The 24,090-nt window shown below is 56.4% G+C and carries 27 protein-coding genes; 26 read left to right on the top strand and 1 reads right to left on the bottom strand.

The genetic code is table 11. The features are described from left to right. The first annotated feature begins 60 nt into the window (after positions 1-60). The 14 genes from R8G34_05360 to pssA all read left to right on the top strand — a co-directional run bounded on the left by R8G34_05360 (position 61) and on the right by pssA (position 12,939). A complete protein-coding gene (locus R8G34_05360; GenBank protein ID MDW3222306.1) occupies positions 61-726 on the top strand; it encodes an HAD-IA family hydrolase in 666 nt (221 codons plus the stop codon). A 47-nt stretch (positions 727-773) separates the two neighbouring features. Further along, entirely contained in the window at positions 774-1,982 is a 1,209-nt protein-coding gene (locus tag R8G34_05355; GenBank protein ID MDW3222305.1) for an aminotransferase class I/II-fold pyridoxal phosphate-dependent enzyme, read from the top strand. A gap of 118 nt (positions 1,983-2,100) precedes the next feature. Then, positions 2,101-3,264, top strand: a complete 1,164-nt coding sequence (locus R8G34_05350) for an isovaleryl-CoA dehydrogenase (GenBank protein ID MDW3222304.1) — start codon at positions 2,101-2,103, stop codon at positions 3,262-3,264. Further along, positions 3,261-3,758: a lysozyme inhibitor LprI family protein gene (locus R8G34_05345; protein ID MDW3222303.1), complete on the top strand. Its 498-nt coding sequence runs from the start codon at positions 3,261-3,263 to the stop codon at positions 3,756-3,758. The genes R8G34_05350 and R8G34_05345 overlap by 4 nt, the downstream gene beginning before the upstream one ends. Continuing rightward, positions 3,758-4,078 carry a hypothetical protein gene (locus R8G34_05340; GenBank protein MDW3222302.1) on the top strand — a complete coding sequence of 107 codons (321 nt, stop codon included), beginning with the start codon at positions 3,758-3,760 and terminating at the stop codon, positions 4,076-4,078. The genes R8G34_05345 and R8G34_05340 overlap by 1 nt, the downstream gene beginning before the upstream one ends. Before the next feature lie 39 nt (positions 4,079-4,117). Further along, positions 4,118-5,722: a carboxyl transferase domain-containing protein gene (locus R8G34_05335; GenBank protein ID MDW3222301.1), complete on the top strand. Its 1,605-nt coding sequence runs from the start codon at positions 4,118-4,120 to the stop codon at positions 5,720-5,722. Between the two features lie 93 nt (positions 5,723-5,815). Beyond that, positions 5,816-6,514, top strand: coding sequence for a hypothetical protein (locus R8G34_05330; protein MDW3222300.1), 699 nt, complete (start codon positions 5,816-5,818; stop codon positions 6,512-6,514). A gap of 3 nt (positions 6,515-6,517) precedes the next feature. Further along, a complete protein-coding gene (locus R8G34_05325; GenBank protein MDW3222299.1) occupies positions 6,518-8,458 on the top strand; it encodes a biotin carboxylase N-terminal domain-containing protein in 1,941 nt (646 codons plus the stop codon). Continuing rightward, the gene (locus tag R8G34_05320; protein ID MDW3222298.1) at positions 8,455-9,120 is read left to right on the top strand and encodes a glutathione S-transferase family protein; all 666 of its coding nucleotides are present in this window, start codon (positions 8,455-8,457) and stop codon (positions 9,118-9,120) included. The genes R8G34_05325 and R8G34_05320 overlap by 4 nt, the downstream gene beginning before the upstream one ends. Positions 9,121-9,150: 30 nt before the next feature. After that, positions 9,151-10,008 (top strand): hydroxymethylglutaryl-CoA lyase, encoded by an 858-nt coding sequence (locus tag R8G34_05315; protein MDW3222297.1) that lies wholly within the window; start codon positions 9,151-9,153, stop codon positions 10,006-10,008. A 13-nt stretch (positions 10,009-10,021) separates the two neighbouring features. Further along, positions 10,022-10,537 carry a DUF6653 family protein gene (locus tag R8G34_05310; GenBank protein ID MDW3222296.1) on the top strand — a complete coding sequence of 172 codons (516 nt, stop codon included), beginning with the start codon at positions 10,022-10,024 and terminating at the stop codon, positions 10,535-10,537. Beyond that, entirely contained in the window at positions 10,530-11,312 is a 783-nt protein-coding gene (locus R8G34_05305; GenBank protein ID MDW3222295.1) for a crotonase/enoyl-CoA hydratase family protein, read from the top strand. The genes R8G34_05310 and R8G34_05305 overlap by 8 nt, the downstream gene beginning before the upstream one ends. A 124-nt stretch (positions 11,313-11,436) precedes the next feature. Further along, positions 11,437-12,189, top strand: coding sequence for a phosphatidylserine decarboxylase (locus R8G34_05300; protein ID MDW3222294.1), 753 nt, complete (start codon positions 11,437-11,439; stop codon positions 12,187-12,189). A gap of 3 nt (positions 12,190-12,192) precedes the next feature. Continuing rightward, on the top strand, positions 12,193-12,939 hold the full coding sequence (gene pssA, locus R8G34_05295; GenBank protein ID MDW3222293.1) for a CDP-diacylglycerol--serine O-phosphatidyltransferase: 747 nt from the start codon (positions 12,193-12,195) through the stop codon (positions 12,937-12,939). A gap of 1,477 nt (positions 12,940-14,416) precedes the next feature. Here the strand turns inward: pssA and R8G34_05290 are convergent. Next, complete coding sequence (locus tag R8G34_05290; protein MDW3222292.1) at positions 14,417-14,923, bottom strand: fasciclin domain-containing protein; 507 nt, start codon at positions 14,921-14,923, stop codon at positions 14,417-14,419. 708 nt (positions 14,924-15,631) lie between these two features. Here R8G34_05290 and R8G34_05285 point away from each other — a divergent pair. From R8G34_05285 to R8G34_05230, 12 genes are all read left to right on the top strand, one after another. Beyond that, on the top strand, positions 15,632-15,997 hold the full coding sequence (locus tag R8G34_05285) for an NADH-quinone oxidoreductase subunit A (protein MDW3222291.1): 366 nt from the start codon (positions 15,632-15,634) through the stop codon (positions 15,995-15,997). Further along, entirely contained in the window at positions 15,988-16,524 is a 537-nt protein-coding gene (locus R8G34_05280) for an NADH-quinone oxidoreductase subunit B family protein (protein MDW3222290.1), read from the top strand. The genes R8G34_05285 and R8G34_05280 overlap by 10 nt, the downstream gene beginning before the upstream one ends. A 41-nt stretch (positions 16,525-16,565) precedes the next feature. Beyond that, the gene (locus R8G34_05275; protein MDW3222289.1) at positions 16,566-17,183 is read left to right on the top strand and encodes an NADH-quinone oxidoreductase subunit C; all 618 of its coding nucleotides are present in this window, start codon (positions 16,566-16,568) and stop codon (positions 17,181-17,183) included. Beyond that, positions 17,183-17,356 carry a hypothetical protein gene (locus tag R8G34_05270; GenBank protein ID MDW3222288.1) on the top strand — a complete coding sequence of 58 codons (174 nt, stop codon included), beginning with the start codon at positions 17,183-17,185 and terminating at the stop codon, positions 17,354-17,356. The genes R8G34_05275 and R8G34_05270 overlap by 1 nt, the downstream gene beginning before the upstream one ends. Positions 17,357-17,597: 241 nt before the next feature. Further along, a complete protein-coding gene (locus tag R8G34_05265; protein MDW3222287.1) occupies positions 17,598-18,818 on the top strand; it encodes an NADH-quinone oxidoreductase subunit D in 1,221 nt (406 codons plus the stop codon). A gap of 97 nt (positions 18,819-18,915) precedes the next feature. Beyond that, positions 18,916-19,941, top strand: a complete 1,026-nt coding sequence (gene nuoE, locus R8G34_05260) for an NADH-quinone oxidoreductase subunit NuoE (protein MDW3222286.1) — start codon at positions 18,916-18,918, stop codon at positions 19,939-19,941. A 70-nt stretch (positions 19,942-20,011) separates the two neighbouring features. Beyond that, positions 20,012-20,683, top strand: a complete 672-nt coding sequence (locus tag R8G34_05255) for a hypothetical protein (protein ID MDW3222285.1) — start codon at positions 20,012-20,014, stop codon at positions 20,681-20,683. A gap of 20 nt (positions 20,684-20,703) precedes the next feature. After that, positions 20,704-20,952 (top strand): DUF5337 domain-containing protein, encoded by a 249-nt coding sequence (locus R8G34_05250; protein ID MDW3222284.1) that lies wholly within the window; start codon positions 20,704-20,706, stop codon positions 20,950-20,952. 12 nt (positions 20,953-20,964) lie between these two features. After that, positions 20,965-22,260, top strand: a complete 1,296-nt coding sequence (gene nuoF / locus R8G34_05245; GenBank protein ID MDW3222283.1) for an NADH-quinone oxidoreductase subunit NuoF — start codon at positions 20,965-20,967, stop codon at positions 22,258-22,260. 419 nt (positions 22,261-22,679) lie between these two features. Then, the gene (locus tag R8G34_05240) at positions 22,680-23,177 is read left to right on the top strand and encodes a DUF3291 domain-containing protein (protein ID MDW3222282.1); all 498 of its coding nucleotides are present in this window, start codon (positions 22,680-22,682) and stop codon (positions 23,175-23,177) included. 5 nt (positions 23,178-23,182) lie between these two features. Next, a complete protein-coding gene (locus R8G34_05235; protein MDW3222281.1) occupies positions 23,183-23,506 on the top strand; it encodes a hypothetical protein in 324 nt (107 codons plus the stop codon). A gap of 122 nt (positions 23,507-23,628) precedes the next feature. Further along, positions 23,629-24,036 (top strand): DUF5333 domain-containing protein, encoded by a 408-nt coding sequence (locus R8G34_05230; protein MDW3222280.1) that lies wholly within the window; start codon positions 23,629-23,631, stop codon positions 24,034-24,036. The last annotated feature ends 54 nt before the right edge of the window (positions 24,037-24,090 follow it).

Here is a 24,090-nt window from a genome sequence, read left to right as displayed (position 1 = left end):
GTTGCGCCTTGCAACATCTCGTGGCGGTGTTTCGCCTAAAACGCGGCTGAGGGAAAAGACATGAAAACAGTTATTTTTGATCTGGATGGCACACTCGCCGACACCAGCGGTGATCTGATTGCTGCCGCTAACCAGTGCTTTCGCCAAATGGGTGAGGGAGATGTCCTGGATGCCAAAGCGGATGCGGGCACGGCGTTGCGGGGCGGGCGCGCAATGTTGCGTCTGGGGATGACGCGTTTGGGACGTGCCGAGGACGTTGCAACGATAGATCAGTATTATCCGGTCCTGTTGGAGGCCTATGGCGCCGCGATTGACGTACATACCCAACTCTATCCGCGCGCTATGGACGCCGTCGAACAATTGAAGATCAACGGATATGGCGTCGGCATATGTACCAACAAACCTGAGGGTCTTGCCGAGATACTGTTGCAGCGCCTTGGTGTGCGCGGCGCTTTTGGAGCGCTGGTCGGGGCCGACACCTTGCCCGTGCGCAAACCAGATGCGGAACCCCTCTATGAGGCGGCCCGTCGCGCCGGCGGCGATCCTATGAAGTGCGTGTTGATCGGCGATTCAGACACGGATCGAAACACAGCCAAGGCCGCCAAGGTGCCTTGCGTGCTGGTGACATTTGGGCCTGCGGGCGGGGACATGGCGGCGCTGTCGCCCGAGGCGCTTTTGCAGGACTATGCGGATTTGCCACAGATCGTGGATCGCTTGCTGGCTTGACCCAACGCACGCGGAGCGGCACAGTTCCCCTGTTAGAGGGGCGAGGTATTATGGAAATCTTCAAAGGCAGTTTCACACAACAGGAACCGATTCCCGAGGCTGGGATCGAGGCCGCCCTGGCCGTTTTGCAGCATGGTCGCTTGCATCGCTATAACACGGTCACAGATGAGATCAGTGAAACAGCTTTGCTGGAGCAGGAATTTGCCGCCGAGGTCGGGGCGAAATATTGCCTTGCCGTGGCTTCGGGGGGCTATGCGATGGCCACAGCATTGCGCGCCGTGGGCGTCAAACCGGGCGATCCGGTCTTGTCCAATGCCTTTACGCTCGCGCCGGTGCCGGGTGCGATTGCTGCCGTGGGCGCGTCGCCGATATTCGTAGGTGTCACCGAGGCGTTGACGATTGATCTGGACGATCTGGCGGCCAAAGCCTCGTCGGCCAAGGTTTTGCTCCTGAGCCACATGCGCGGTCATATCTGCGATATGGACCGGTTGATGGAGATCTGTGACCGGGCAGGCGTCACCGTGATCGAGGATTGCGCCCATACGATGGGGGCGGCGTGGAAAGGTGTTCCGTCCGGGCGTCAGGGGGCCGTGGGCTGTTATTCCTGCCAGACCTATAAGCACGTGAATTCTGGTGAGGGCGGATTTCTGGTCACTGACAATGCGGAAATCGCGGCGCGTGCGATTATGATGTCCGGGTCTTACATGCTTTACGAGCGCCACCTGGCAGCGCCGCCGAAAGAGGCTTTCGATACAATTCGCTATGAAACGCCTAACATTTCTGGCCGCATGGACAATCTGCGTGCGGCGATCCTGCGCCCGCAGGTGGCGGATTTGGCGACCCAATGCGCACGCTGGAACGAGCGCTATTTTGCGCTCGAGAACGGTTTGCGCGACACGCCTGGCCTGACCGTGATCGAAAGGCCAGAACAAGAAACCATTGTTGGCTCGTCTATCCAGTTTCTTTTGCTGGATTGGGACAGCGCGAAAATCCACGACGTTCTGGCGCGATGCGCCGGGCGCGGCGTAGAGCTGAAATGGTTCGGCGGTGCGGAGCCTGTCGGATTCACCAGCCGTTATGACAGCTGGCGTTATGCGGATACGCCCGCCATGCCCAAAACTGACCGATTGCTGGCCGGCATTGTCGACATCCGGGTGCCTTTGACCTTCTCTTTGGAGGACTGCGCCCTGATCGCGAGGATCATTCGCGCGGAAGTCAGCGCAGTTTATCAGCAACACTCCACCGCCGCTGAATAACGTCAGGGCGCAGCTTGCTACTATCGCCATCGCTGCGCTCCAAGCCGCCTTGACCGAAACAATCGCCTGTGGCATAAATGAACGGGCGTTCAATAAATCCCATGAGGAGTTCTGCGCGATGTTTATGGCAACGATGGCGTTCGATCTGGGTGAAGACGTAAACGCTTTGCGCGACATGGTGCACCGCTGGGCTCAGGATCGCGTCAAACCGATGGCGGCTGAGATCGACACATCAAACACCTTTCCACCGGAGCTTTGGTCAGAGATGGGCGAACTGGGTCTTTTGGGGATCACGGTGCCCGAGGAATTCGGCGGCGCAGGCATGTCCTATCTGGCCCATACGGTCGCCATCGAGGAAATTGCGCGTGCCAGTGCTTCGGTGTCCCTTTCTTACGGGGCACACTCCAACCTCTGCGTTAATCAGATCAAACTAAACGGTTCAGACGCGCAAAAGCAAAAATACCTGCCGGGTTTGATTTCCGGCGAACATGTGGGCGCACTGGCCATGTCTGAGGCGGGAGCCGGTTCCGACGTGGTGTCGATGAAACTGCGTGCCGAAAAGCGCAACGATCATTATCGTCTCAACGGGACCAAATACTGGATCACCAATGGCCCTAATGCAGACACGCTTGTGGTCTATGCAAAAACAGACCCGGATGCCGGATCAAAAGGGATCACCGCTTTTCTGATCGAAAAGGAAATGACCGGGTTTTCCACCAGTCCGCATTTTGACAAGCTGGGCATGCGCGGGTCCAACACTGCCGAACTGATCTTCGAAGACGTCGTGGTTCCTTTCGAGAATGTGCTTGGCGAAGAGGGTAAGGGCGTGCGCGTTTTGATGTCTGGACTGGACTATGAACGCGTGGTGCTGGCGGGTATTGGCACGGGCATCATGGCCGCCTGCCTTGATGCGATCATGCCCTACCTGTCTGATCGCAAGCAGTTTGGACAGCCCATCGGGAACTTCCAACTGATGCAGGGGAAGATCGCGGATATGTACACAGCTATGAATTCGGCCCGCGCCTATGTTTATGAAGTCGCGAAGGCTTGTGATCGGGGCGATGTGACTCGTCAGGATGCAGCGGCCTGTTGTCTTTATGCCTCTGAGGAGGCGATGAAGCAGGCGCATCAGGCGGTACAGGCAATGGGCGGGGCCGGATTCCTGAATGACAGCCCGGTGGCGCGATTGTTTCGGGATGCCAAACTGATGGAAATCGGCGCGGGCACCTCGGAAATCAGGCGTATGTTGGTGGGGCGCGAGTTGATGGGGGCGATGACGTGATCCGTATTCTGACCATATTTATGCTGATGATGCCGCTGCAACTGGCCGCACAAGGAATTGCATATTCCGATGCGCAAACTCAAACCTGTCTTGATACTTTGAGCGAGGGGGGCGCAATGACCGACTGTGTCGGCTTGTCCGCTGGTGCCTGCATGGAGGCCAATGACGCAGGCTACACGACGGCCGGTATGGGTGGGTGTTTGAGTGGCGAGTTGAAGCTCTGGGACACTTTGTTGAATTCAGAATATCAAATTGTTCTGAAGCAGGCCAAAGACACCGATGCCGAAATGAAGGACCTCGGCGCGACAGTGCCCAGCATTACGGATGCACTTGTGGCCATGCAACGTGCCTGGATCCCTTTTCGGGATGAAGCCTGCGCCTATGAGCACAGCCTGTGGGGTGGGGGCACCGGTGGTGGACCTGCTACCCTGCAATGCCTGTTGGAATTGACGGCGGCACAGGCGGAGCGTTTGTCACGACGGATGGGCGATTGATGCCGTCTTGGCTGTGGTGGGCACCGCTGGCTGTGCTGGTCATGGCTATGGGCATATGGGCGTTTCGGTGGGGTTGGATTGCGGCCGCGATAACGGAGACCGATGTGATCAATACCTACGCCTCGCGGTATCTGTCCGAGGCGGGTGCAAGCGCACGCCTCACGGATTGTGCCGCCACCCCTGGCGATCATGTCGGTGTTTGGATCACGGTGAATTGCGTGGATCCTTCAGGCGCACGATATGATTACGCCGTTGATAAGTTCGGTCGTCTTCTGGATGTGCAGGGATCTGGCAGCCAGCCTGCTGCTCCAGAAACATGAGGATTGTGTCAGTACTATTTGGGCTGCGAAGGAAATGAAATGAAGCTGACGTCACACGCCTTACCCTCTTCTGAAGGCTTCAGGTCAAACCGCGCTGCCCACCTGGACGCGTTGGGAGAGATAGCGCAGGCCGCTGAGGCCGCAGCGCTGGGCGGAGGAGAAAAATCACGTGCGCGCCACATCAGCCGGGGCAAGATGCTGCCGCGTGATCGGGTGGCGGGCCTGCTTGATCCCGGCAGCCCTTTTCTGGAGGTGGGCGCCACAGCGGCTCATGGACTCTATGACGGCGCTGCCCCTGCTGCTGGTGTCATCGCCGGCATCGGGCAGGTGCATGGCCAGGAGGTTATGGTCATTTGCAATGACGCAACGGTCAAGGGCGGCACTTATTATCCGATGACGGTAAAAAAGCACCTGCGCGCACAGGAGATTGCGCAGGAAAATCTTTTGCCGTGCATCTATCTGGTGGACAGCGGTGGTGCAAACCTGCCCAATCAGGATGAGGTCTTTCCGGACCGGGATCACTTTGGCCGGATTTTTTACAATCAAGCGCGGATGTCTGCGATGGGGATTGCGCAAATCGCTGTCGTCATGGGATCTTGCACGGCTGGCGGTGCCTATGTGCCCGCGATGTCGGATGTGACAATCATTGTGCGCGAACAAGGCACGATCTTTCTGGCTGGTCCGCCCTTGGTGAAGGCGGCAACGGGGGAAGTCGTGAGCGCCGAAGATCTGGGCGGTGGCGACGTGCACACGCGTCTGAGCGGCGTGGCTGATTATCTCGCGGAAGATGATACTCACGCGTTGGCGCTGGCGCGGCGCGCGGTTACATCGCTCAATCGTGCCAAACCGACCACTGTGCAATGGGAAACGCCCGAAGATCCTGCCTATGATCCGGAAGAAATTCTTGGCGTGGTGCCGGGTGATCTGCGCACACCCTACGATATTCGTGAGGTCATAGCCCGACTGGTGGACGGCTCACGCTTTGATGAATTCAAACCCCGCTTTGGCGAAACGCTGGTTACCGGTTTTGCGCACCTCAAGGGCTGTCCTATTGGTATCATCGCCAACAATGGCGTGTTGTTTTCCGAGGCGGCACAAAAAGGCGCGCATTTCGTTGAACTGTGCTCACAACGCCGCATCCCACTGGTATTTCTGCAGAATATCACTGGGTTCATGGTCGGGCGGAAATACGAAAACGAAGGCATTGCGCGCCACGGGGCCAAAATGGTCACGGCAGTCGCCTCCACCAACGTGCCCAAAATCACCATGTTGGTAGGTGGCTCTTTTGGCGCGGGCAATTACGGTATGGCCGGACGTGCCTATTCCCCGCGTTTCTTGTGGACATGGCCCAACAGCCGGATTTCGGTTATGGGAGGACCGCAGGCCGCAGGCGTTTTGGCCACCGTCAAACGCGACGCCATCGAGCGGGCAGGGGAAACTTGGTCACCTGAGGAGGAGGCCACATTCAAACAGCCCACCATTGATATGTTCGAGCGTCAAAGCCACCCGCTATATGCATCGGCTCGGCTCTGGGATGATGGGATCATCGACCCCCGCAAATCACGCGATGTCTTGAGCCTTTCGCTATCCGCCGCGTTGAATGCCCCCATCGAGGAGACCCGTTTTGGTGTGTTCCGGATGTAAAATCGCAGAATCACTATGCGTGCATCGAACTGTTCCAAAAGAGCCTTGCATGCAATGGGGTTTGATCCGCTGCGAGAGGGGCGGCTTGCGCCCATGAAAAACATCAAGTCGATCGCAGAGAGATTCACAGGGTCCGTTGCGGGTTTGAAACTCCCGACCCTGCCGACTTTGGGGCGCGAGGTCGCACTGCCAGTCTATGTCATTCATAACTCTGCAGACGCAGAAGATTATTTCTTCATTTTCGACTTTGAGGAATTTGTCGAACAATCCCGGCAAGGATGGTTTGTGCGCCCCAAATTGCTCCTCTGGGCGGGCAGGGCCGATTTCAACCGTCGCGCATTTGCGCGCGAGTTCCGCCAGAGTTTTGCACAGGAATTCGAATTGGCGCGACAGGAGCTGGCGACCCAGAAGGACGTCAAAAGAGGTTGGTTTGGCGGTTTGCCCGGCTTTTTTCGCGACATCGCGGCGCCGTCCATACCCGGTGTTTTGGCCAATCTGGTTTTACTGGTGGCCCTGTCTGCGGGGACTAAAGTGCTGGCGCAGATATTGCCGTCTGGCTGGATACGGCAAAAGACTGACGCTCAAAAACTCGAAGACGGTATTGAAGAGACCAAGGATAAAGTCGACGCGGCCTTGGGCCAGATCGAAATCACACTGCACATGGACCTTTATCGACATGCATGGCGGGGCCACCCTCCTGGTCGTTTGACGGGCGTGGACTATGATGCCTGGCCTTTGCCGAGCCACGTGCAACAGCATCTGATGGATGGGACATCCGGCTCATGGTGGTAATACATGTTTGACACAATTCTGATCGCGAACCGGGGCGAGATTGCCTGCCGGATCATGCAAACGGCCCGTACCTTGGGGGTGCGAACCGTGGCGGTCTACTCGGACGCAGACAGGGCTGCCAAGCATGTCGAAATGGCCGACAGGGCGGTGCATATCGGCGGATCTGCTCCCGCGGACAGTTATTTGCGCGGCGATGTGATCATTCAGGCGGCCTTGGACACGGGCGCGCAGGCGATTCACCCGGGATATGGATTTCTCAGCGAGAACCCTGATTTTGTTGAGGCTGTGGAGGCTGCAGGACTTGTATTCATTGGACCCTCCGCGCCAGCAATTCGGGCGATGGGTCTGAAGGACGCTGCAAAAGCATTGATGATCGAGGCCGGTGTTCCGGTGGTGCCGGGCTATCACGGCGCCCGTCAGGATGCAGCACTTTTGGCCGCAGAGGCGCATGAAATTGGGTATCCTGTTTTGATCAAAGCCGTTGCAGGAGGGGGCGGTAAGGGGATGCGCTTGGTTGAGGATGCCAAGGGTTTCGTCGCAGCGTTGGAGTCGGCGCGGTCTGAGGCACAAAACGCCTTTGGCAATAGCGATGTTCTGGTGGAAAAGTTTGTTTCCCACCCGCGCCACATTGAAATTCAGGTGTTTGGCGATGGCAACTCGGCGGTGCATCTGTTTGAGCGGGACTGCTCTTTGCAACGGCGTCATCAGAAAGTCATCGAGGAAGCCCCGGCCCCCGGTATGACTCCAGAAATGCGCGCTGCCATGGGTGCTGCGGCCGTGCGCGCGGCGGAGGCGATCGGCTATAGTGGGGCGGGAACCGTCGAATTCATCGTCGACGGATCCGGTGGGCTCAAGCCGGATGGCTTCTTTTTCATGGAAATGAACACGCGGTTGCAGGTGGAGCACCCTGTGACAGAGGCCATCACGGGCATCGACCTCGTGGAATGGCAACTCCGCGTTGCCGCAGGCGAAGGCCTCCCGACCGCGCAGGAGGACCTTTCAATAAACGGTCATGCATTTGAGGCGCGGCTCTATGCCGAAGACGTGCCCGCCGGGTTTTTACCGGCAACAGGGACGCTCAGCCATCTGCAATTTCCCACAGGCGTGCGGGCGGATAGCGGGGTGCGCGCACACGACGCCATCAGCCCGTTTTATGATCCGATGATTGCAAAGGTGATTGTGCATGGGCCTGACCGGGGCGTTGCCCTGTCGCGATTGCGCCACGGGTTGTCGGCATGTGAAGTGGCGGGAACCGTGACCAATCTGGCCTTCCTTGGCGCTTTGGCGAGCCATGCCGGGTTCGAGCGCGGTGAGGTCGATACCGGGTTGATCGGGCGCGAGACTGACACTTTGACGGAGCCGCCAAAAGCCCTGCCGCGTCACGTGGTGTCGGCAGCTATGTCGGCGTTACATCTCTTGGAGCCGCCCGCTGACGCTGGTTTTGCGCTTTGGCAGCCACTGCGCCATTCGGTCGAATTGATCTGGCAAGAGGAGCGCTTTGAGGCAACGGTCGAGGTATTGAACCCGCGCCATCAGGTCTGGGAGGTGTCCGGGGAGCGCATTGACGCGCGCCGAAACGCAAAAGGCTGGAACCTCAATAGCCATGCAATGCCTGCGGTTTTAGTGGATGGCCGCACCGTCACGGTATTTGACAATTACGGGCTAGAATTCGAGGTCGTTGATCCGCTGGATCGTGATGCTAACGCTGCTGGAGATGGAAACCTGATCGAGGCGCCAATGCCCGGTCTGGTCAAATCCATGGAGGCCGTCGTGGGGCAAAGCGTGACCAAAGGCGATCGCCTTGCTGTGTTGGAGGCGATGAAAATGGAGCATGCTTTGCTGGCGGCGCGTGATGGCACTGTGGCAGAAATCATGGCCCAGCCCGGCGATCAGGTTGAGGCGGGTGCGGCATTGATACAATTGGAACCCGAGGCGGAGACATGATCGTTCTGCATCACTGTCCTCAGACCCGGTCGATGCGCACGCTGTGGCTTTTGAACGAATTGGACGTACCGTTTCAACTGCGCAGTTATCCGTTTGATCGTACATTGCGCAGTCCCGAGTTTTTGAGCTTGTCGCCCGCCGGGCGTGTCCCGGCACTGGAAATCGACGGCGAACGGATGTTCGAAACGGGTGCCATTACTGAATATCTCTGCGAACGTTTCAGTCCGGATGGATTGGGACGTGCACCGGGCAGCCCAAACCGGATGTCTTGGCTCGTCTGGTTACATTTTTCCGAAACGCTCAGCCAGCATACCGCCGCGTTGACGCAACAGCATGTCGCCTTGCGCGAAGACCATATGCGCAGCCCCATTGTCATGAAACTCGAAGCAGCACGCCTAAAGAAATGTTACACGGCCATTGAGGCGCGCCTGAGCACGCCGGTGGAAAACCGAGACTACCTGTTGACGTCCGGGTTCTCCGCTGTGGATATTTCGGTGGGGCAGGCGGTCTACATGGCGCGGCACTTTGCAACACTGGATGATTTCCCGGCGACAACTGACTGGTATGCGCGCATCACGGAACGTGCCGGGTTTCAGGCCTCACTGCCGAAGGGTGATGGTATTTATGAACAAGACTTCTATGCGCCTTGGCCGCTAGAGTGATCTGAACAGCGATCAAAGGGAGGATGCGCAATGAGTCTGGGACCATGTGAAATTTTCGAAGTGGGTCCGCGTGACGGCTTGCAGAACGAGGCAGGCGACATCTCCGTGGCCCAAAAAGTCGGACTGATCGATACGCTCAGTCGCGCAGGGTTCCGCCGCATTGAAGCGGCCAGTTTTGTCTCACCTAAATGGGTGCCACAGATGGCCGGATCCGGCGATGTGCTGGCAGCGATCGCGCGTGCCAAAGGGGTGCGTTACGCGGCACTGACCCCGAACATGCGCGGTTTTGAGGATGCCAAGGCAGCAGGCGCAGATGAGGTTGCGGTTTTTGCCTCTGCGTCAGAAGGGTTTTCCAAGGCTAACGTCAACGCAAGTATCGCGGAAAGCATTGCGCGCTTTGAACCTATTCTCGAAGAGGCGCGTCATATAGATCTGCCGGTGCGGGGCTATGTGTCATGCGCCATCGAATGCCCCTATGATGGCGCCGTGGCACCCTCCGCTGTTGCCGAAGTCGCCGACAAGCTGTTTGGCATGGGATGCTATGAAATCAGCCTAGGCGACACAATCGGAGCCGGAACGCCGGATAGCATCGCACGCATGCTCTTGGCTGTGCGTGATGTTGTGCCTGTCGGGCGGCTTGCCGGTCATTATCATGACACCAATGGTCGGGCGATGGCCAATATTGATGCCTCTTTGAGCCTTGGTCTACGCGTGTTTGATGCCGCTGTTGGGGGCTTGGGTGGATGCGCTTTTGCGCCGGGGTCTGAGGGCAATGTCGCAACGGAAGCCGTGGCACAGCATCTGGCAGCCCTTGGGTATGACACAGGGTTGGATCTGGACGTCATAAATGAGGCCGCAGCCATGGCGCAGGCTTTGCGGAACACTTGACAGGAGCGGGGCGGTGGATTTCTTCAAAGGGACTGAACGGGTCATGGGCATGGATGACGTCGTTTGGCTGCGCCATGCGAACCCATGGTCGGGTTGGACGCGGATGCTGACCTGTTTGCCCTTGTTGGCTCTCGCGGTCTGGAGCCGTGTCTGGCTGGGCGTATGGGCTTTGGTTCCATTGGCGCTGTCGGTCTTTTGGATCTGGATCAACCCGCGTGCCTTTCCGCCGCCAGAATCACTGGACAATTGGATGAGCAAAGGGGTGATGGGTGAGCGCATTTTTCTCCATCACCGCTCTGAGGTCCTCGCACATCACAAAAGAGCAGCCATCGTTTTGAGCCTTCTCAGCCTTCCAGGTGCTGCGGTCATGGTCTGGGGGCTTTACGCGCTTTGGTGGGAAGGCGCGGTTTTCGGCGTCATTCTGACCGCCTTGCCAAAGATCTGGTTCGTAGATCGGATGGTCTGGATCTATCAGGACTGGGTCGATGACGGACGCAGCCCACCCGGCTTGGAGATGACCCATGTTTGAAACGATCACCATCAAAACAGACGGGCGTGGTGTGACGACCTTGATGTTGAACCGGCCGGACAAGCATAACGCGATGTCAGCGCTCATGCTGAGCGAACTTACTGAAGCTGCGGCCCAATTGGGTGCGGATGATACTGTGCGCGCGGTGATATTGACCGGCGCGGGCAAATCTTTCTGTGCGGGGGGAGATCTGGCATGGATGCAGGCGCAGCGCGATATGGATGGCCCAACGCGATCTGGTGAGGCGCGCAAACTTGCCACCATGTTGGGCGCGCTTGATGCCTTGCCCAAGCCCCTGATCGGAGCTGTTCAGGGCAATGCCTTTGGGGGTGGTGTTGGTCTGGCGTGCATATGCGATGTGGCGATTGGGGTCGAAACCGCCAAGTTTGGTTTTACGGAAACCCGATTAGGGATTATTCCCGCGACCATTGGCCCCTATGTGATTTCCCGAATGGGGGCAGGGCGCGCGCGACGGGTATTCATGTCCGCGCGGATTTTTGGGGCGGATGAGGCTGTTGATCTGGGTATTTTGGCCCGAACCGTTCCAGCAGACACTTTGTCAGAGGCGATAGAGGCGGAGGTCCTCCACTACCTGTCCTGTGCGCCGGGCGCCGTCGCGGCGGCCAAACAGTTGGCGCGCGATTTAGGCACCAGAATAGATGATACGGTGGTCAATCACACGATTGCAGCACTGGCGCAGAGGTGGGAAACACCCGAAGCCGCCGAAGGCATCCAGGCGTTTTTCGATAAACGCAAAGCAAGCTGGATGGATTGAACAACGCCTGAGACAGCTGCGAAATTTGTCGTGAGGTCGCTTGGGCGGGGCGGGAAGGGTGTTTTAATCCCGCGGGCGTGACTGGAAACGCCCATTTGAGCGTATTTCTCCGTTTTAGACTATTGTGGCGCGGGAGGAGTTCAGGCAAGGAGACCGTCATTCCTCCAAGGATCATGTCGCTTTCATGAAAATGCACGAAACGTTTATCAAACCAATGCACCCTGAGGGGCGGAAGTTTGTTGCCATTTTTGCAGCTGCGGCAGTCGTCCTGTACCTGATCTGGCCGGTGTTAGGCTACGCAGGTTTAGTGCTTACAATTTGGTGTTACTACTTCTTTCGTGATCCAAAACGTGCGACGCCGACCCGTGATGGTTTGATCGTGAGTCCGGCGGACGGGATCGTATCACTGATTGAAAAAGCCGTGCCGCCTGCCGAACTGGGGATGTCAGACGAGGCCCTGACCCGGGTGAGCGTTTTCATGAATGTGTTCAACTGCCATGTGAACCGTATGCCCATTGCCGGAAGACTGAAGGCAATTGCTTATCGACCCGGCAAGTTTCTGAATGCATCGCTTGACAAGGCCAGCGTCGACAATGAACGCAATAGCCTATGCATCGAAATGGCGGACGGACGTCAAATCGCGGTGGTGCAGATTGCTGGGCTGGTGGCGCGCCGTATTGTTTGCTTTGCCGCTGAGGGGGATCATCTGGACACGGGCACGCGTTTTGGTCTGATCCGATTTGGCTCGCGCCTTGATGTATATTTGCCTGATGGCGTTGAACCGCTGGTTGATTTGGGCCAGACGATGGTCGCAGGTGAGACCGTGATTGCGGATTTGGCATCAGAAGAGGCCGCGCGTTCAGTGCGGGTGCAATAAGACATGTCAGTACTTCCACCGGAAAAGGAAACCAAGGTCCGCGTCCTCAATCTGTTGCCGAATATGCTCACGATAGCGGCGATTTGCGCGGGTCTCACCGCCATCCGGTTCGGCTATGAGGGCAATTTCGACATGGCGGTGAAATTGATCCTGGCGGCCTGCGTTCTGGATTGCCTGGATGGACGCTTGGCACGCTTGATGAACAGCGCCACCCCGTTCGGAGCTGAATTGGATTCGCTTGCAGATTTTTTGAACTTCGGCGTGGCCCCTGTGCTCATTCTGCACAATTGGGCTTTGCAGGATTTCCGAAATGAAGGGTGGATTGCAGTTCTTTGCTACGCCATTTGCTGCGTCTTGCGATTGGCCCGCTTCAACGTCAGCAGCCGATCGGAAAAGGCGGTTCAGACAAGTGACTTTTTTGTTGGCGTCCCCTCCCCAGCGGGCGCAATTCTTGTTATGCTGCCGTTGATTTTTGCGCTCGCGTTCGAGGATTTTCCGACAACGCCTCCGGCGGCAGTGGTGATATACATTTGTCTCGTGGGTTTGTTGATGATCAGCCGAATTCCGACCTATTCGTTCAAGAATTTGGCTATTGATCGGCGCAATACCAAGTTTTTCATGCTTGGTGCAGGTGTTTTGATCGCGGCCTTGCTCATGTATCTTTGGGCGACGCTCGTGTTTTTGACGCTTGTCTATATCGCAAGCTTTCTGTGGGCGACCCAATCCGCGCGAAAGACCAGAAATACCTGAATGTTTCGCGGCCTCATCGTCAGGTGCGGCTCAAGGGCGTTTGTTTGAGCGTGTCAGACTTGATGTATCAGAAGCAGCTGGGAACTAGCGGCGCTCATTCTGGCAATACGGCTGCAGGTAGTTAGCAGGCCGAACGTGCCTCAATGTAGTTGGACCTTCTGGCTCGCCCGATCGTCTCAAGGCAGATTGGTCCCCTGATCAATACTTTCGGCAGCAATGGGTTGTTCCAAGAACGACGAGGCGCGAAAGCAGCTCGTCTTTTAGACAAGCGCCACTGCCAGAATGAGCTTGTTTGTAACCCTTGCGGTTTGGTCCTCTTTACTCGAGGGCGAAGACCCAAGGCCTGTCATCGCAAGGTTTGTCGCAAGCACCTCAACGGACGCACGGGGAACGTTACTGGCAGAGAACGCACTCTAAATGCTTAAGCGGTCGCTAGCATCTATTCCCAGTCAACGGGTCTACGCGCCTTACCATTACCCGGTCAAAACAAGGGACAAGATGATAATCAACAATTTTGACCATTTTTGGAACTTCATTTGTAAGTCCATCTATCGTCTTTTTGGGACTGGCGATGCCCTTAACAAACTTGATCGCAAAACAAAAAAAAACATTTCAGACATGAGAGAGCCAGTGCTTCGCCGGTTACTGGCGAAAGATAATGACGGTGAAAAGGTCGGGGTGCTGGCGCACGCGGGCCTCACAGTTCTGAAACCTCAGGACGACAATTGCGATTCTAATCCTCATTAAAAGAAACGACCTGGCCCGCCAGGCAACCAATATGCGATTTCGCTTCACTGTGTCGAATTTAGAGGCAGACGGCTGCACGGCTCTGCAAGCGATCAGAAGATGGCTGCCGCGTGCGGTCCACCTGCAATAGGGAGAAATAGTCTGTGCAGATTTTGTCCAAAGCCCAATGATGCCAGAGAATTCCGCCCGCAGGGTCTTAATTGCCATGCGGGCATCCGTCGTCGGTTAGTGCGGTTTTCTGCCTCTTGATCACGCCGCACTCAACGTTTTGGTGCCGTATATCCGTGAGTTTCAAATCCCTTTCAGAACGCCGTCAAAACGCGGAAACGATGCGCGCAGGTTTCAGGGCGGTACGGCACGCACAGGAAATTTTGCTGGTCAGCAACGTGTTGAAACATTGTAAACAGCAGCATCTGATGCGCTAAAATCTGCTAACCGCGCTAGATCCAATGAGTTCGTGCGAAACTGGCGCCGACATGTCCGAGGGTCCAAAGTTTACGTCTTGGACAAACCGATCCAAGTCCTCAAGCGATGAATGTGGCGGAACCACCACGGTACCACCTGTCAAGGGATACTGGTCAACAAGCACGAACAAGTATTACTTACCAAACCAGGGCCAAGTATTGCCGCACTTTCTTTTCTGGGCGCCTTGGCATCCGGGTAACAAACAAAAGCTCCGCCACCGGAAAGTGGCGAAGCAATTGGCTTAGGTTGCTTTCAGACGGCAGCTTTAGTTCGGCAATAGTACCTTGTCGATCACATGGATGACTCCGTTGGTTGCCAGAATGTCTGCTGTCGTGACATTGGCGTCATTGACCTTGACTGCTGGTCCGAGCTTGCTTCCGGTTCCGTCCACGCGCACCGTTTGCCCTTGCACAGTGGCCACATTGGTGACGGAACCCAAAACATCACCGGATTGCACGGAACCCGGCAGCACATGATACGTCAAAATGCTGACCAATTGGTCTTTGTTTTCCGGCAGGAGCAGGCTTTCAACGGTGCCCGCAGGCAAAGCGGCAAATGCTGCGTCGGTCGGCGCGAAAACGGTGAATGGTCCAGGACTGCGCAATGTGTCCTCTAATCCAGCGGCCTGAACGGCGGCCACGAGGGTGTTGAAGTTGCCGTTGGATGCGGCGATATCGACGATGTCGCTGCCCTTCTGGGCGGGCGCGCAGGCTGTCAAAGCGGCGAGTGCAGTAGCGGCGAGTGTCGCTTTGAGTGCAAAACGTCTGTTCATTTTATGTCCTTTTCCCTGGATCAGATTGGTCCTGCGTCATTTATTTACAGCAGGTACAATTACTAATACGCCTCTTTTAACGTTTTAGATCACAAAGGCGTATGGATCCGCCGTTTTAGGCGAACTCCTGCACAAAAACCGCGATAGCGTGCCATAATGCGCCGATTTTGCAAGGTGCGATGATCTGCCACGCCGGGTTTGGCAACACGCTGGGGTTGGTTTGAAACTGGCTTACTTGCGCCCCTCGGTGCTGTTCCGCGTCTCAAAATCAGGCCCCTAAGTTTAAGCCTTGGGTGAGAAAATTTCTGCTGTGCCCGGTTCTTCCCACAAAATCTGCAACCGGACTGCCATAAGTGTCATCAAACACTGTGATGACAACGCTTTAACGCCATTTGTCGACGTGCCGCGCTTTAGGGGATGATTGATGAAGTCCGTTTCGCTCTGGAAACTACCGACCAGACGGAGTGATTGCTTAATCAGCGATCGTTTGAGCTTAACCACATCCGACAGTAACGGACATCATACAATGGTAAATTCGCATCACATAAAATCCGAGCAATTTTGCGGCATTTTCCGAGTGTTGGCTGCCTAAAACACATGCGCAACCGTTGACCCTGCCCATGCACAGGCGTACACATCTACCAGCCCTGTTCGCCGCGGGGCCGCGCGACCGTTTGCGTGGGCAAGCAGACCTAAAGGAGCCACCCCTTGGACGATATGCTGCGGGAATACCTTCCCATTCTTGTTTTTCTGGCTGTGGCCATTGGCTTAGGGCTTGTTTTGATCCTCGCGGCCGTCATTTTGGCCGTGCGCAATCCTGACCCTGAAAAGGTCTCCGCCTATGAGTGCGGGTTCAATGCTTTTGACGATGCGCGGATGAAATTCGACGTGCGGTTTTACCTGGTGTCGATCCTCTTCATCATCTTTGACCTTGAGATCGCCTTCCTGTTCCCATGGGCCGTCGCCTTTCAGGATATTTCCATGGTCGGCTTCTGGTCAATGATGGTGTTTCTGGCCGTGCTGACCATCGGGTTTGCCTATGAGTGGAAAAAAGGAGCGCTGGAATGGCAGTAGCCGCTGCAGGAGCCGCAATCGCAGGTGCCGATCGTGAGGTTGCAACGCAGGATCTCAACCGTGAATTGCAAGATAAGGGGTTCCTGCTGACCTCGACCGAGGACATCATCAACTGGGCGCGCACGGGTTCGCTGCACTGGATGACATTCGGATTGGCCTGTTGCGCCGTTGAGATGATGCACACGGCGATGCCGCGCTATGACATGGAGCGTTTTGGAACAGCACCACGGGCCAGCCCGCGCCAGTCTGATTTGATGATCGTGGCCGGTACGCTGACCAACAAAATGGCACCCGCACTCCGCAAGGTTTATGATCAGATGCCGGAGCCGCGTTATGTCATTTCGATGGGATCCTGCGCCAACGGTGGGGGCTACTATCATTACTCTTATTCGGTGGTGCGTGGCTGTGATCGCATCGTTCCGGTAGACGTCTATGTGCCGGGCTGCCCGCCGACGGCTGAGGCTCTGCTTTATGGCATCATGCAGCTTCAACGCAAAATCCGCCGCACCGGCACAATCGTCCGATGATTGGGCGTTTTCAGAAAACCGTTCGCTGAGGAGACGTCGCAATGTCTGAAGCCCTGACCGAACTTGGCGGCTACATCGAGGCCAAACGCGCGGATTGCGTGCTGGCATGGGATGTAACCCATGGTGAGCTGAACCTCGATGTAACGCCTTCAAATATCGCTGGACTGGTGGAGTTCCTGAAAACCGACCCGACCTGCCGCTTTTCGTCCCTCGTGGACATTACCGCTGTGGATTATGCGGGTCGCGCCAAGCGGTTCGACATCGTCTATCACTTCTTGTCAATGTATCAAAACCACCGCATTCGCCTGCGCGTCGGCGTTCGCGAAGATCAGATGGTACCGTCGATCAACGCTGTGCATCCGTCCGCCAATTGGTTTGAGCGCGAAGTCTTTGACATGTTCGGTATCCTGTTTTCCGGCCACCCGGACCTGCGCCGCATCCTCACCGATTATGGCTTTCGCGGCCATCCGCTGCGCAAGGATTTCCCAACCACGGGCTATACCGAAGTGCGCTATGACGAGGCACAAAAACGCGTGGTGTATGAACCCGTGAGCCTCGTGCAAGAATATCGCCAGTTCGATTTTATGTCCCCTTGGGAAGGCGCGGAATACATCCTGCCGGGTGACGAGAAAAAAGACGAGAAGGCGGAGGCCAAGTAATGGGTGGCATCTGGTGGCTGATCCTATCCGCGGCAACGGCAATCCCGATGATCAAGCTGCTGCCATTCTTTGGCATCAATAAATACTGGGCGGCGGCCTGTCTGATCCCGCTGGGCACGATTGCTCTGCTATGGTGGATGGGCCTAAAGCTGCAAGAATTGGAGAAGCGCTGATGGGATGGATCTACTCCGATTTGTGGGCTTGTCACGATGGGCTTAGCTCTAGGATTGTCCCACACGAAGTGCTTGCCTGCATCGAAAAGTTCCATAATGAATTGTGGGAAATCGCGGTGCCAACGACGTCGCTAGGACTGGCACTGTTTTTCTCGGTCGCTTTTTTGATGCGATATACATTGGCTTGGGTTTTTAGAAGACGCACGCCATCCATGAGGATTGCCGAGGTGTACAGACTATGATGGACGGCTCCAAAGGTTTTGAAGACGCCCTGACCGGCGAACAGAAGATCCGTAACTTCAACATCAACTTCGGGCCACAGCATCCGGCAGCGCATGGCGTGCTGCGGCTCGTGCTGGAGTTGGATGGTGAGATCGTAGAGCGTTGCGATCCGCATATCGGCTTGCTGCACCGTGGTACCGAAAAGCTGATGGAGAGCCGGACCTACCTGCAGAACCTGCCGTACTTTGACCGGCTCGATTATGTGGCTCCAATGAATCAGGAACACGCCTGGTGTCTGGCCATTGAAAAGCTGACGGGCGTCGAGGTGCCGCGCCGCGCCAGCCTCATCCGCGTCTTGTTCTGCGAAATCGGCCGGGTGCTGAACCATATCCTCAACATCACCACCCAAGCCATGGATGTCGGCGCGCTGACCCCGCCGCTCTGGGGCTTTGAGGAACGCGAAAAGCTGATGGTGTTTTATGAACGCGCCTGCGGCGCGCGTTTGCACGCAGCCTATTTCCGCCCCGGTGGCGTTCATCAGGACCTGCCCGACGGGTTGCTGGATGATATGGAGGTCTGGGCCAATGAATTCCCGCGCGTGATTGCGGACATCGATGGGCTGCTGACCGAAAACCGCATCTTTAAACAGCGCAACGCCGATATTGGCGTGGTGACCGAAGAGGACATACTGGAATACGGGTTCTCCGGCGTCATGGTGCGTGGCTCCGGCCTTGCTTGGGATTTGCGCCGCGCGCAACCCTATGAATGTTATGATGAATTCGAATTCCAGATTCCAGTGGGCAAGAACGGCGATTGTTATGATCGCTATCTGGTCCGCATGGAAGAGATGCGCCAGTCGCTCCTGATCATCCATCAGGCGATTGAGAAATTGCGCGCGCCGGAGGGTCAGGGTGATATTCTGGCGCGGGGCAAGATCACGCCACCTTCGCGTTCAGATATGAAAACCTCGATGGAGAGCCTGATCCACCACTTCAAACTCTACACCGAAGGGTTTCACGTGCCCGCGGGCGAAGTCTACTGCGCCGTCGAAGCCCCGAAGGGCGAATTCGGCGTCTATCTAGTGGCGGATGGCACCAACAAACCCTATCGCGCCAAAATTCGCGCGCCCGGCTTTCTGCACCTGCAAGCCATGGACTACATGTCACGCGGTCACCAACTGGCGGATGTTGCCGCGATCATCGGCACCATGGATGTGGTGTTTGGGGAGATTGACCGGTGAGTGATCTGTTGCACTGCGATGTGCTTGGTTCTGTCGGAGCGGCGTTCGTTTGTGAGCACTGCGTTCGCGATATCATTAAATTCAACGGGTATACCTAATGCTTCGACGTCTTCACCCTGACCAACCTGATAGCTTTGCCTTTACGTCCGACAATCAGGCCTGGGCCGACGGACAGATCACAAAGTATCCCGAAGGGCGTCAAGCCTCTGCAATCATTCCGCTACTTTGGCGCGCACAGGAGCAAGAGGGCTGGCTGAGCCGTCCTGCCATTGAACATGTCGCCGGGATGCTCGGCTTGAGCTATATCCGCGCACTTGAAGTGGCGACGTTTTATTTCATGTTCCAGCTGCAACCAGTTGGGGCCATTGCACATATTCAAGTATGCGGCACGACTTCCTGCATGATCTGCGGCGCGGAAGATCTGGTGGCCGTGTGTCAGGAGAAGATCGCCTCAGAACCGCATGCGCTCTCAGCGGATGGTAATTTTTCGTGGGAAGAGGTTGAGTGTCTGGGGTCATGTTCAAACGCCCCGATGGCGCAGATCGGCAAGGATTATTACGAGGACCTGACCGCCGCGCGCATGGGCGAGATCATTGATGAACTGGCGGCGGGGAAAGTGCCGGTGCCGGGGCCGCAAAACGGGCGCTACGCGGCGGAACCACTCAAAGGGCTGACGTCGCTGACGGAATACGACAGCGGCAAGACGCAATACAATGCCTCCGCGCAGCTGGCGGTGGATCTTGGCGATACGGTAAAACGCATTGACGGCACGGAAGTGCCCTTGATTACGCCATGGCAAGGCAAACCTGCCAACAAGAATGCACCCAAGAAAACCGCAGCGCCAAAAGCAGCCCCCAAACCAGCCGCATCTGAGGTGCGTCCTTCTGCATTGTCAGATGCTGCGCGCGCAGATGGTCCCGACGATTTGAAACGGATCAGCGGCGTGGGTCCGAAGCTTGAGCAGACCCTCAACAGCCTTGGCATCTGGCACTACGATCAGGTCGCAGGGTTGACGCCAGAAGATATTGCCTGGGTGGATGAGCGCCTGCGCTTCAAAGGCCGGATTGAACGGGATGATTGGGTGGGCCAAGCAAAAGCGCTTGAGCAGGCGAAAGATACATAAGTTGTTTAAAGCACGGAAAATTGGTTAACGTTGTTGCAGGACACGCGAACAACCGGAAAGTGAGACACAGATGTATAACGACAAAGGTACGATTGGAATGGCTCTTGGCAGTTGGCTGGTGGCAATGGCCGTCGGCGCGCTGGCAACGATTTTACTGTGGTTGCTTGGTGGTTGGGGTTTCATGCAAGGCGCCTTTGTTGGCGCGGTTGTCTTTGGCGTTGTCGGACTTTTGATAAGTTGGATCATGACCCGTCCGTTGCCTATGCCGGGTGAGATTGCGGCGAACATGGCCGATACGGATGCGCCTGTTGCTGTGAAACCAGCAGCGGCTTCCGCACCGGTTGCCACTGCGGCAACACCAACTGCCGAGCCTGTGAAGGCGGATGCCCCGAAGCCGGCCCCTAAAAAGGCAGCGCCGAAAAAAGCCGCGCCCAAAAAGGCGGAGCCAAAAGCTGCGGCGCCAGACGGGCGTCCTACAGGACTTTCAGACGCAGCGCGTGAGGGCGGCGCGGATGATTTGAAGCTGATCAGTGGCGTAGGCCCCAAGCTCGAAGAAACATTGAATGGCCTTGGCATCTGGCATTTCGATCAGGTTGCCGGGTTGAAAAAGAAAGATATCGCCTGGGTAGACGAACGCCTGCGCTTCAAAGGCCGGATCGAACGAGACGACTGGGTAGGGCAGGCAAAAACACTTGCCGGCGGTGGCGAAACCGAGTTTTCGAAGAAGAAACGTAAGAGCTGATAGAAGGGCGGGAAACCGCAATGAGTGCGCAAAATCAACAGAGCAAACCGCAGGACGCGGTGTTAGCTGCCAAAGGGCGGCTTGTCAGCATGGTTATTGTGGGCACGATGGTTTTGTGGCTCTTGGCCTTGTGGATCGGCCCGATGTTGGGCCTGCCCGGGCGTTATGCATTTCTTTTTGATTTTGCGGCACTTGCGGGGCTGTTTTGGGCCCTGATGGTGTCTTTACAAATACGGCGCGCGCGCAATGCTGCGCGCGATAGTGAGTAAAAGGGGAGCGTCATGCTTCAGGACAAGGATCGCATCTTTACCAACATCTACGGCATGCACGATCGCACGCTGAAGGGGGCGCAGGCGCGGGGCCATTGGGATGGCACGGCGGGGATCATCAAGAAGGGTCGCGACTGGATCGTGGATCAGATGAAAGCGTCTGGTTTACGGGGGCGCGGCGGTGCGGGCTTTCCGACCGGCCTGAAGTGGTCTTTCATGCCCAAGGAGAGCGATGGTCGCCCGGCTTACTTGGTCGTGAACGCGGATGAATCTGAGCCCGGCACCTGCAAAGATCGCGAGATCATGCGCCATGATCCCCACACATTGGTGGAGGGGTGTTTGATCGCGTCATTCGCGATGAATGCGCATGCTTGCTACATCTATATTCGTGGTGAATACATTCGCGAGAAAGAGGCGCTGCAGGCTGCCATTGATGAGGCCTATGACGCGGGGCTTATTGGTAAAAACGCCTGCGGATCGGGATGGGATTTCGATGTTTATCTGCACCACGGCGCAGGTGCATACATCTGTGGCGAAGAAACAGCGCTTCTGGAAAGCCTTGAGGGCAAAAAGGGCATGCCGCGCATGAAGCCGCCGTTCCCGGCAGGCGCGGGTCTTTATGGCTGCCCGACGACAGTCAATAATGTGGAATCGATTGCGGTGGTGCCGACGATCCTGCGGCGCGGGCCGGAATGGTTTGCAGGCTTTGGTCGTCCTAACAATGCAGGCACGAAATTGTTCGCGATTTCGGGGCATGTAAACAACCCTTGCGTGGTCGAAGAGGCGATGTCGATCACCTTTGAAGAGCTGATCGAAACCCATTGCGGCGGTATCCGGGGTGGGTGGGATAACCTCAAGGCCGTAATCCCCGGTGGATCGTCGGTGCCGATGATCCCGGGCGCGCAGATGAAAGACGCGATCATGGATTTCGACTACCTGCGCGAACAACGCTCCGGCCTCGGAACGGCGGCGGTGATTGTGATGGATCAATCCACTGACGTGATCAAGGCGATCTGGCGGCTCTCAAAGTTCTACAAACATGAAAGCTGCGGGCAATGCACGCCCTGTCGTGAAGGCACGGGCTGGATGATGCGCGTGATGGACCGACTGGTCACCGGCGAGGCCGAACCCGAAGAGATCGACATGCTGCTCGATGTGACCAAACAGGTCGAGGGTCACACGATCTGCGCGCTCGGCGATGCCGCGGCTTGGCCGATACAGGGGCTGATCCGGCATTTCCGCGATGAGATTGAGGATCGGATTAAACACAAGCGCACGGGGCGCGTAAGCGCTGTGGCGGCGGAGTAGCTGGATTGACTAATCTTGTTTACACGATGGCTACACCACGATTTTGCGTAGCATGCCAGAGATGGATAAAGCTGGATCGTGGGCGGGACGAGCACTGCTATGAAGATGATGGACGCACCAGAAAAACTTGCCAACAGGGGAGCTCTAAGACCCGTTGGCTTGGGTTTGTTTCGGTGTTGGTGCTTGTGGCGATTGCCTATGTGTTTCTGTAGCCATATTTAGTGGGGTATCGGATGATCGAATTGATAGACTTTTCAGCTCTACGAAGTAACAGCACAGAAAGCTGGTACGGGATGACCAACCTATTCCGGTTAGGTAGAAACCAGGGACCTTTGCTCTCAGTAGCTTGTGTTCTTCTGAGAGAAGAATCACTTTGAAAAACGAAACGGTAGGTTGTTTACGGATGGGAAGAGTAAGATATGTCTGATGTATACCACCTCGCTGAACTCAACGTCGGACGCCTCGCCGCCCCCACTGATGACCCGCGCGTCGCGGAGTTCATGGAGAATCTCGACCGCATCAACGGCCTCGGCAAGCGGATGCCGGGGTTCGTATGGATGATGGAAGGCTCCGGCGAGCCGGGGACGGGCAATACGGAGAACGCCATTGATGGTGATCCGCTTTATGTCTCGAACCTGACAGTCTGGGAAAGTGTCGAGACGCTGGAGAAATTCGTTTGGGGGACGATCCACAAGCAATTTTATGCGCGTCGCCAAGAATGGTTTGAAGTGCTCGGCGCGATGCATTTCGTGATGTGGTGGGTGCCGATCGGCCATAAACCAACGCTGGACGAAGCCTTGGCGCGGCTGGAGCATCTTAAAACGCACGGAGACAGCGATCACGCTTTTGGGTGGTCGTATTTGAATGAAGCAAGCCAGTGGCGCGACAACCGTTGCGCCCCGGTTGCGGCGGAGTAGGCAGGATGACATCGCGTTTTGGTATATTGGTTCTGGGGTTCATGCTGGCCGCGTGCAGCAATGAGGCGGAAAAGATCTCTTTTGACGGTCAATTTTACAAAACAGACATCGATGGTCTGGACGCCCGTCACGAGTTCCAAGTGACAGCGGCTCCTGTTTCTGCGTCCCTTCTTGGTGCCAAAGAAGCCGCGCGCTACGAAGCAACGGTATTTTGCGTCAATGAATACGGATCTTCCGCCATTGAATGGGTCGTGGGACCAGATGATCCTGATGAGGTGATGCCCATCACCAATGACACACTGACTCTGCAAGGAGCCTGCCCACAGTGACTTGCGACACTGTCCATAAAACTCTAAGCCCGGCAAGCTGGCCTGATATTGCATATCAACAGCAACCGGTTGACCTGATTTTACATGGTTGGAGCTTTTTGCTCCGCGTAGGAGTGTAAAAAATGAGTTTCAAGGTTATCGCAATTTGTCTTGCCGGGGTGATGTCCGCAACAGGTCTGAGTGCGGATATCGCACCGCTCAGAGAGGTGAAATCCATTGATGATGGGTTGTTTGTGATCGGTCTGGCAGATCAGATCCGCAAGAATTGTCCCAACATTTCACCGCGTGTGTTCAAAGCACTGGGCGCATTGCAGGACCTGAACAATCAGGCCATGGCCATGGGGTATACCAAGGCGGAAATTGACGCGCATGTGGAGTCGGATGTGGAAAAAGACCGCTTGCGGGCGCGGGCGCGACAGTACATGGCAGAGCAAGGTCTGGAACTGGACGAAGCCGGGTATTGCGCTTTGGGAAAATCAGAAATTGAGCGTAATAGTACCATTGGTGCATTGTTGCGACATGCGGAATGAGACGCTTTGGGCGTAATGAGAATGATACATGCGTCTGCGGGCGCAATGACACAC

This window comes from Paracoccaceae bacterium, assembly GCA_033344815.1.
Lineage (GTDB): Bacteria > Pseudomonadota > Alphaproteobacteria > Rhodobacterales > Rhodobacteraceae > Roseobacter.
Note: the sequence above shows the minus strand (reverse complement) of the source record. Positions and strands in the feature narration are given on the sequence as shown.

Excerpts from the sequence above, each read along its gene's own strand:
- R8G34_05360 (MDW3222306.1), top strand. The coding sequence starts at position 61 with ATGAAAACAGTTATTTTTGATCTGGATGGCACACTCGCCGACACCAGC.
- R8G34_05350 (MDW3222304.1), top strand. The coding sequence starts at position 2,101 with ATGTTTATGGCAACGATGGCGTTCGATCTGGGTGAAGACGTAAACGCT.
- R8G34_05340 (MDW3222302.1), top strand. The coding sequence starts at position 3,758 with ATGCCGTCTTGGCTGTGGTGGGCACCGCTGGCTGTGCTGGTCATGGCT.
- R8G34_05335 (MDW3222301.1), top strand. The coding sequence starts at position 4,118 with ATGAAGCTGACGTCACACGCCTTACCCTCTTCTGAAGGCTTCAGGTCA.
- R8G34_05330 (MDW3222300.1), top strand. The coding sequence starts at position 5,816 with ATGAAAAACATCAAGTCGATCGCAGAGAGATTCACAGGGTCCGTTGCG.
- R8G34_05325 (MDW3222299.1), top strand. The coding sequence starts at position 6,518 with ATGTTTGACACAATTCTGATCGCGAACCGGGGCGAGATTGCCTGCCGG.
- R8G34_05320 (MDW3222298.1), top strand. The coding sequence starts at position 8,455 with ATGATCGTTCTGCATCACTGTCCTCAGACCCGGTCGATGCGCACGCTG.
- R8G34_05315 (MDW3222297.1), top strand. The coding sequence starts at position 9,151 with ATGAGTCTGGGACCATGTGAAATTTTCGAAGTGGGTCCGCGTGACGGC.
- R8G34_05305 (MDW3222295.1), top strand. The coding sequence starts at position 10,530 with ATGTTTGAAACGATCACCATCAAAACAGACGGGCGTGGTGTGACGACC.
- pssA (MDW3222293.1), top strand. The coding sequence starts at position 12,193 with ATGTCAGTACTTCCACCGGAAAAGGAAACCAAGGTCCGCGTCCTCAAT.
- R8G34_05290 (MDW3222292.1), bottom strand. The coding sequence starts at position 14,923 with ATGAACAGACGTTTTGCACTCAAAGCGACACTCGCCGCTACTGCACTC.
- R8G34_05280 (MDW3222290.1), top strand. The coding sequence starts at position 15,988 with ATGGCAGTAGCCGCTGCAGGAGCCGCAATCGCAGGTGCCGATCGTGAG.
- R8G34_05275 (MDW3222289.1), top strand. The coding sequence starts at position 16,566 with ATGTCTGAAGCCCTGACCGAACTTGGCGGCTACATCGAGGCCAAACGC.
- R8G34_05270 (MDW3222288.1), top strand. The coding sequence starts at position 17,183 with ATGGGTGGCATCTGGTGGCTGATCCTATCCGCGGCAACGGCAATCCCG.
- R8G34_05265 (MDW3222287.1), top strand. The coding sequence starts at position 17,598 with ATGGACGGCTCCAAAGGTTTTGAAGACGCCCTGACCGGCGAACAGAAG.
- nuoE (MDW3222286.1), top strand. The coding sequence starts at position 18,916 with ATGCTTCGACGTCTTCACCCTGACCAACCTGATAGCTTTGCCTTTACG.
- R8G34_05255 (MDW3222285.1), top strand. The coding sequence starts at position 20,012 with ATGTATAACGACAAAGGTACGATTGGAATGGCTCTTGGCAGTTGGCTG.
- R8G34_05250 (MDW3222284.1), top strand. The coding sequence starts at position 20,704 with ATGAGTGCGCAAAATCAACAGAGCAAACCGCAGGACGCGGTGTTAGCT.
- nuoF (MDW3222283.1), top strand. The coding sequence starts at position 20,965 with ATGCTTCAGGACAAGGATCGCATCTTTACCAACATCTACGGCATGCAC.
- R8G34_05240 (MDW3222282.1), top strand. The coding sequence starts at position 22,680 with ATGTCTGATGTATACCACCTCGCTGAACTCAACGTCGGACGCCTCGCC.
- R8G34_05235 (MDW3222281.1), top strand. The coding sequence starts at position 23,183 with ATGACATCGCGTTTTGGTATATTGGTTCTGGGGTTCATGCTGGCCGCG.
- R8G34_05230 (MDW3222280.1), top strand. The coding sequence starts at position 23,629 with ATGAGTTTCAAGGTTATCGCAATTTGTCTTGCCGGGGTGATGTCCGCA.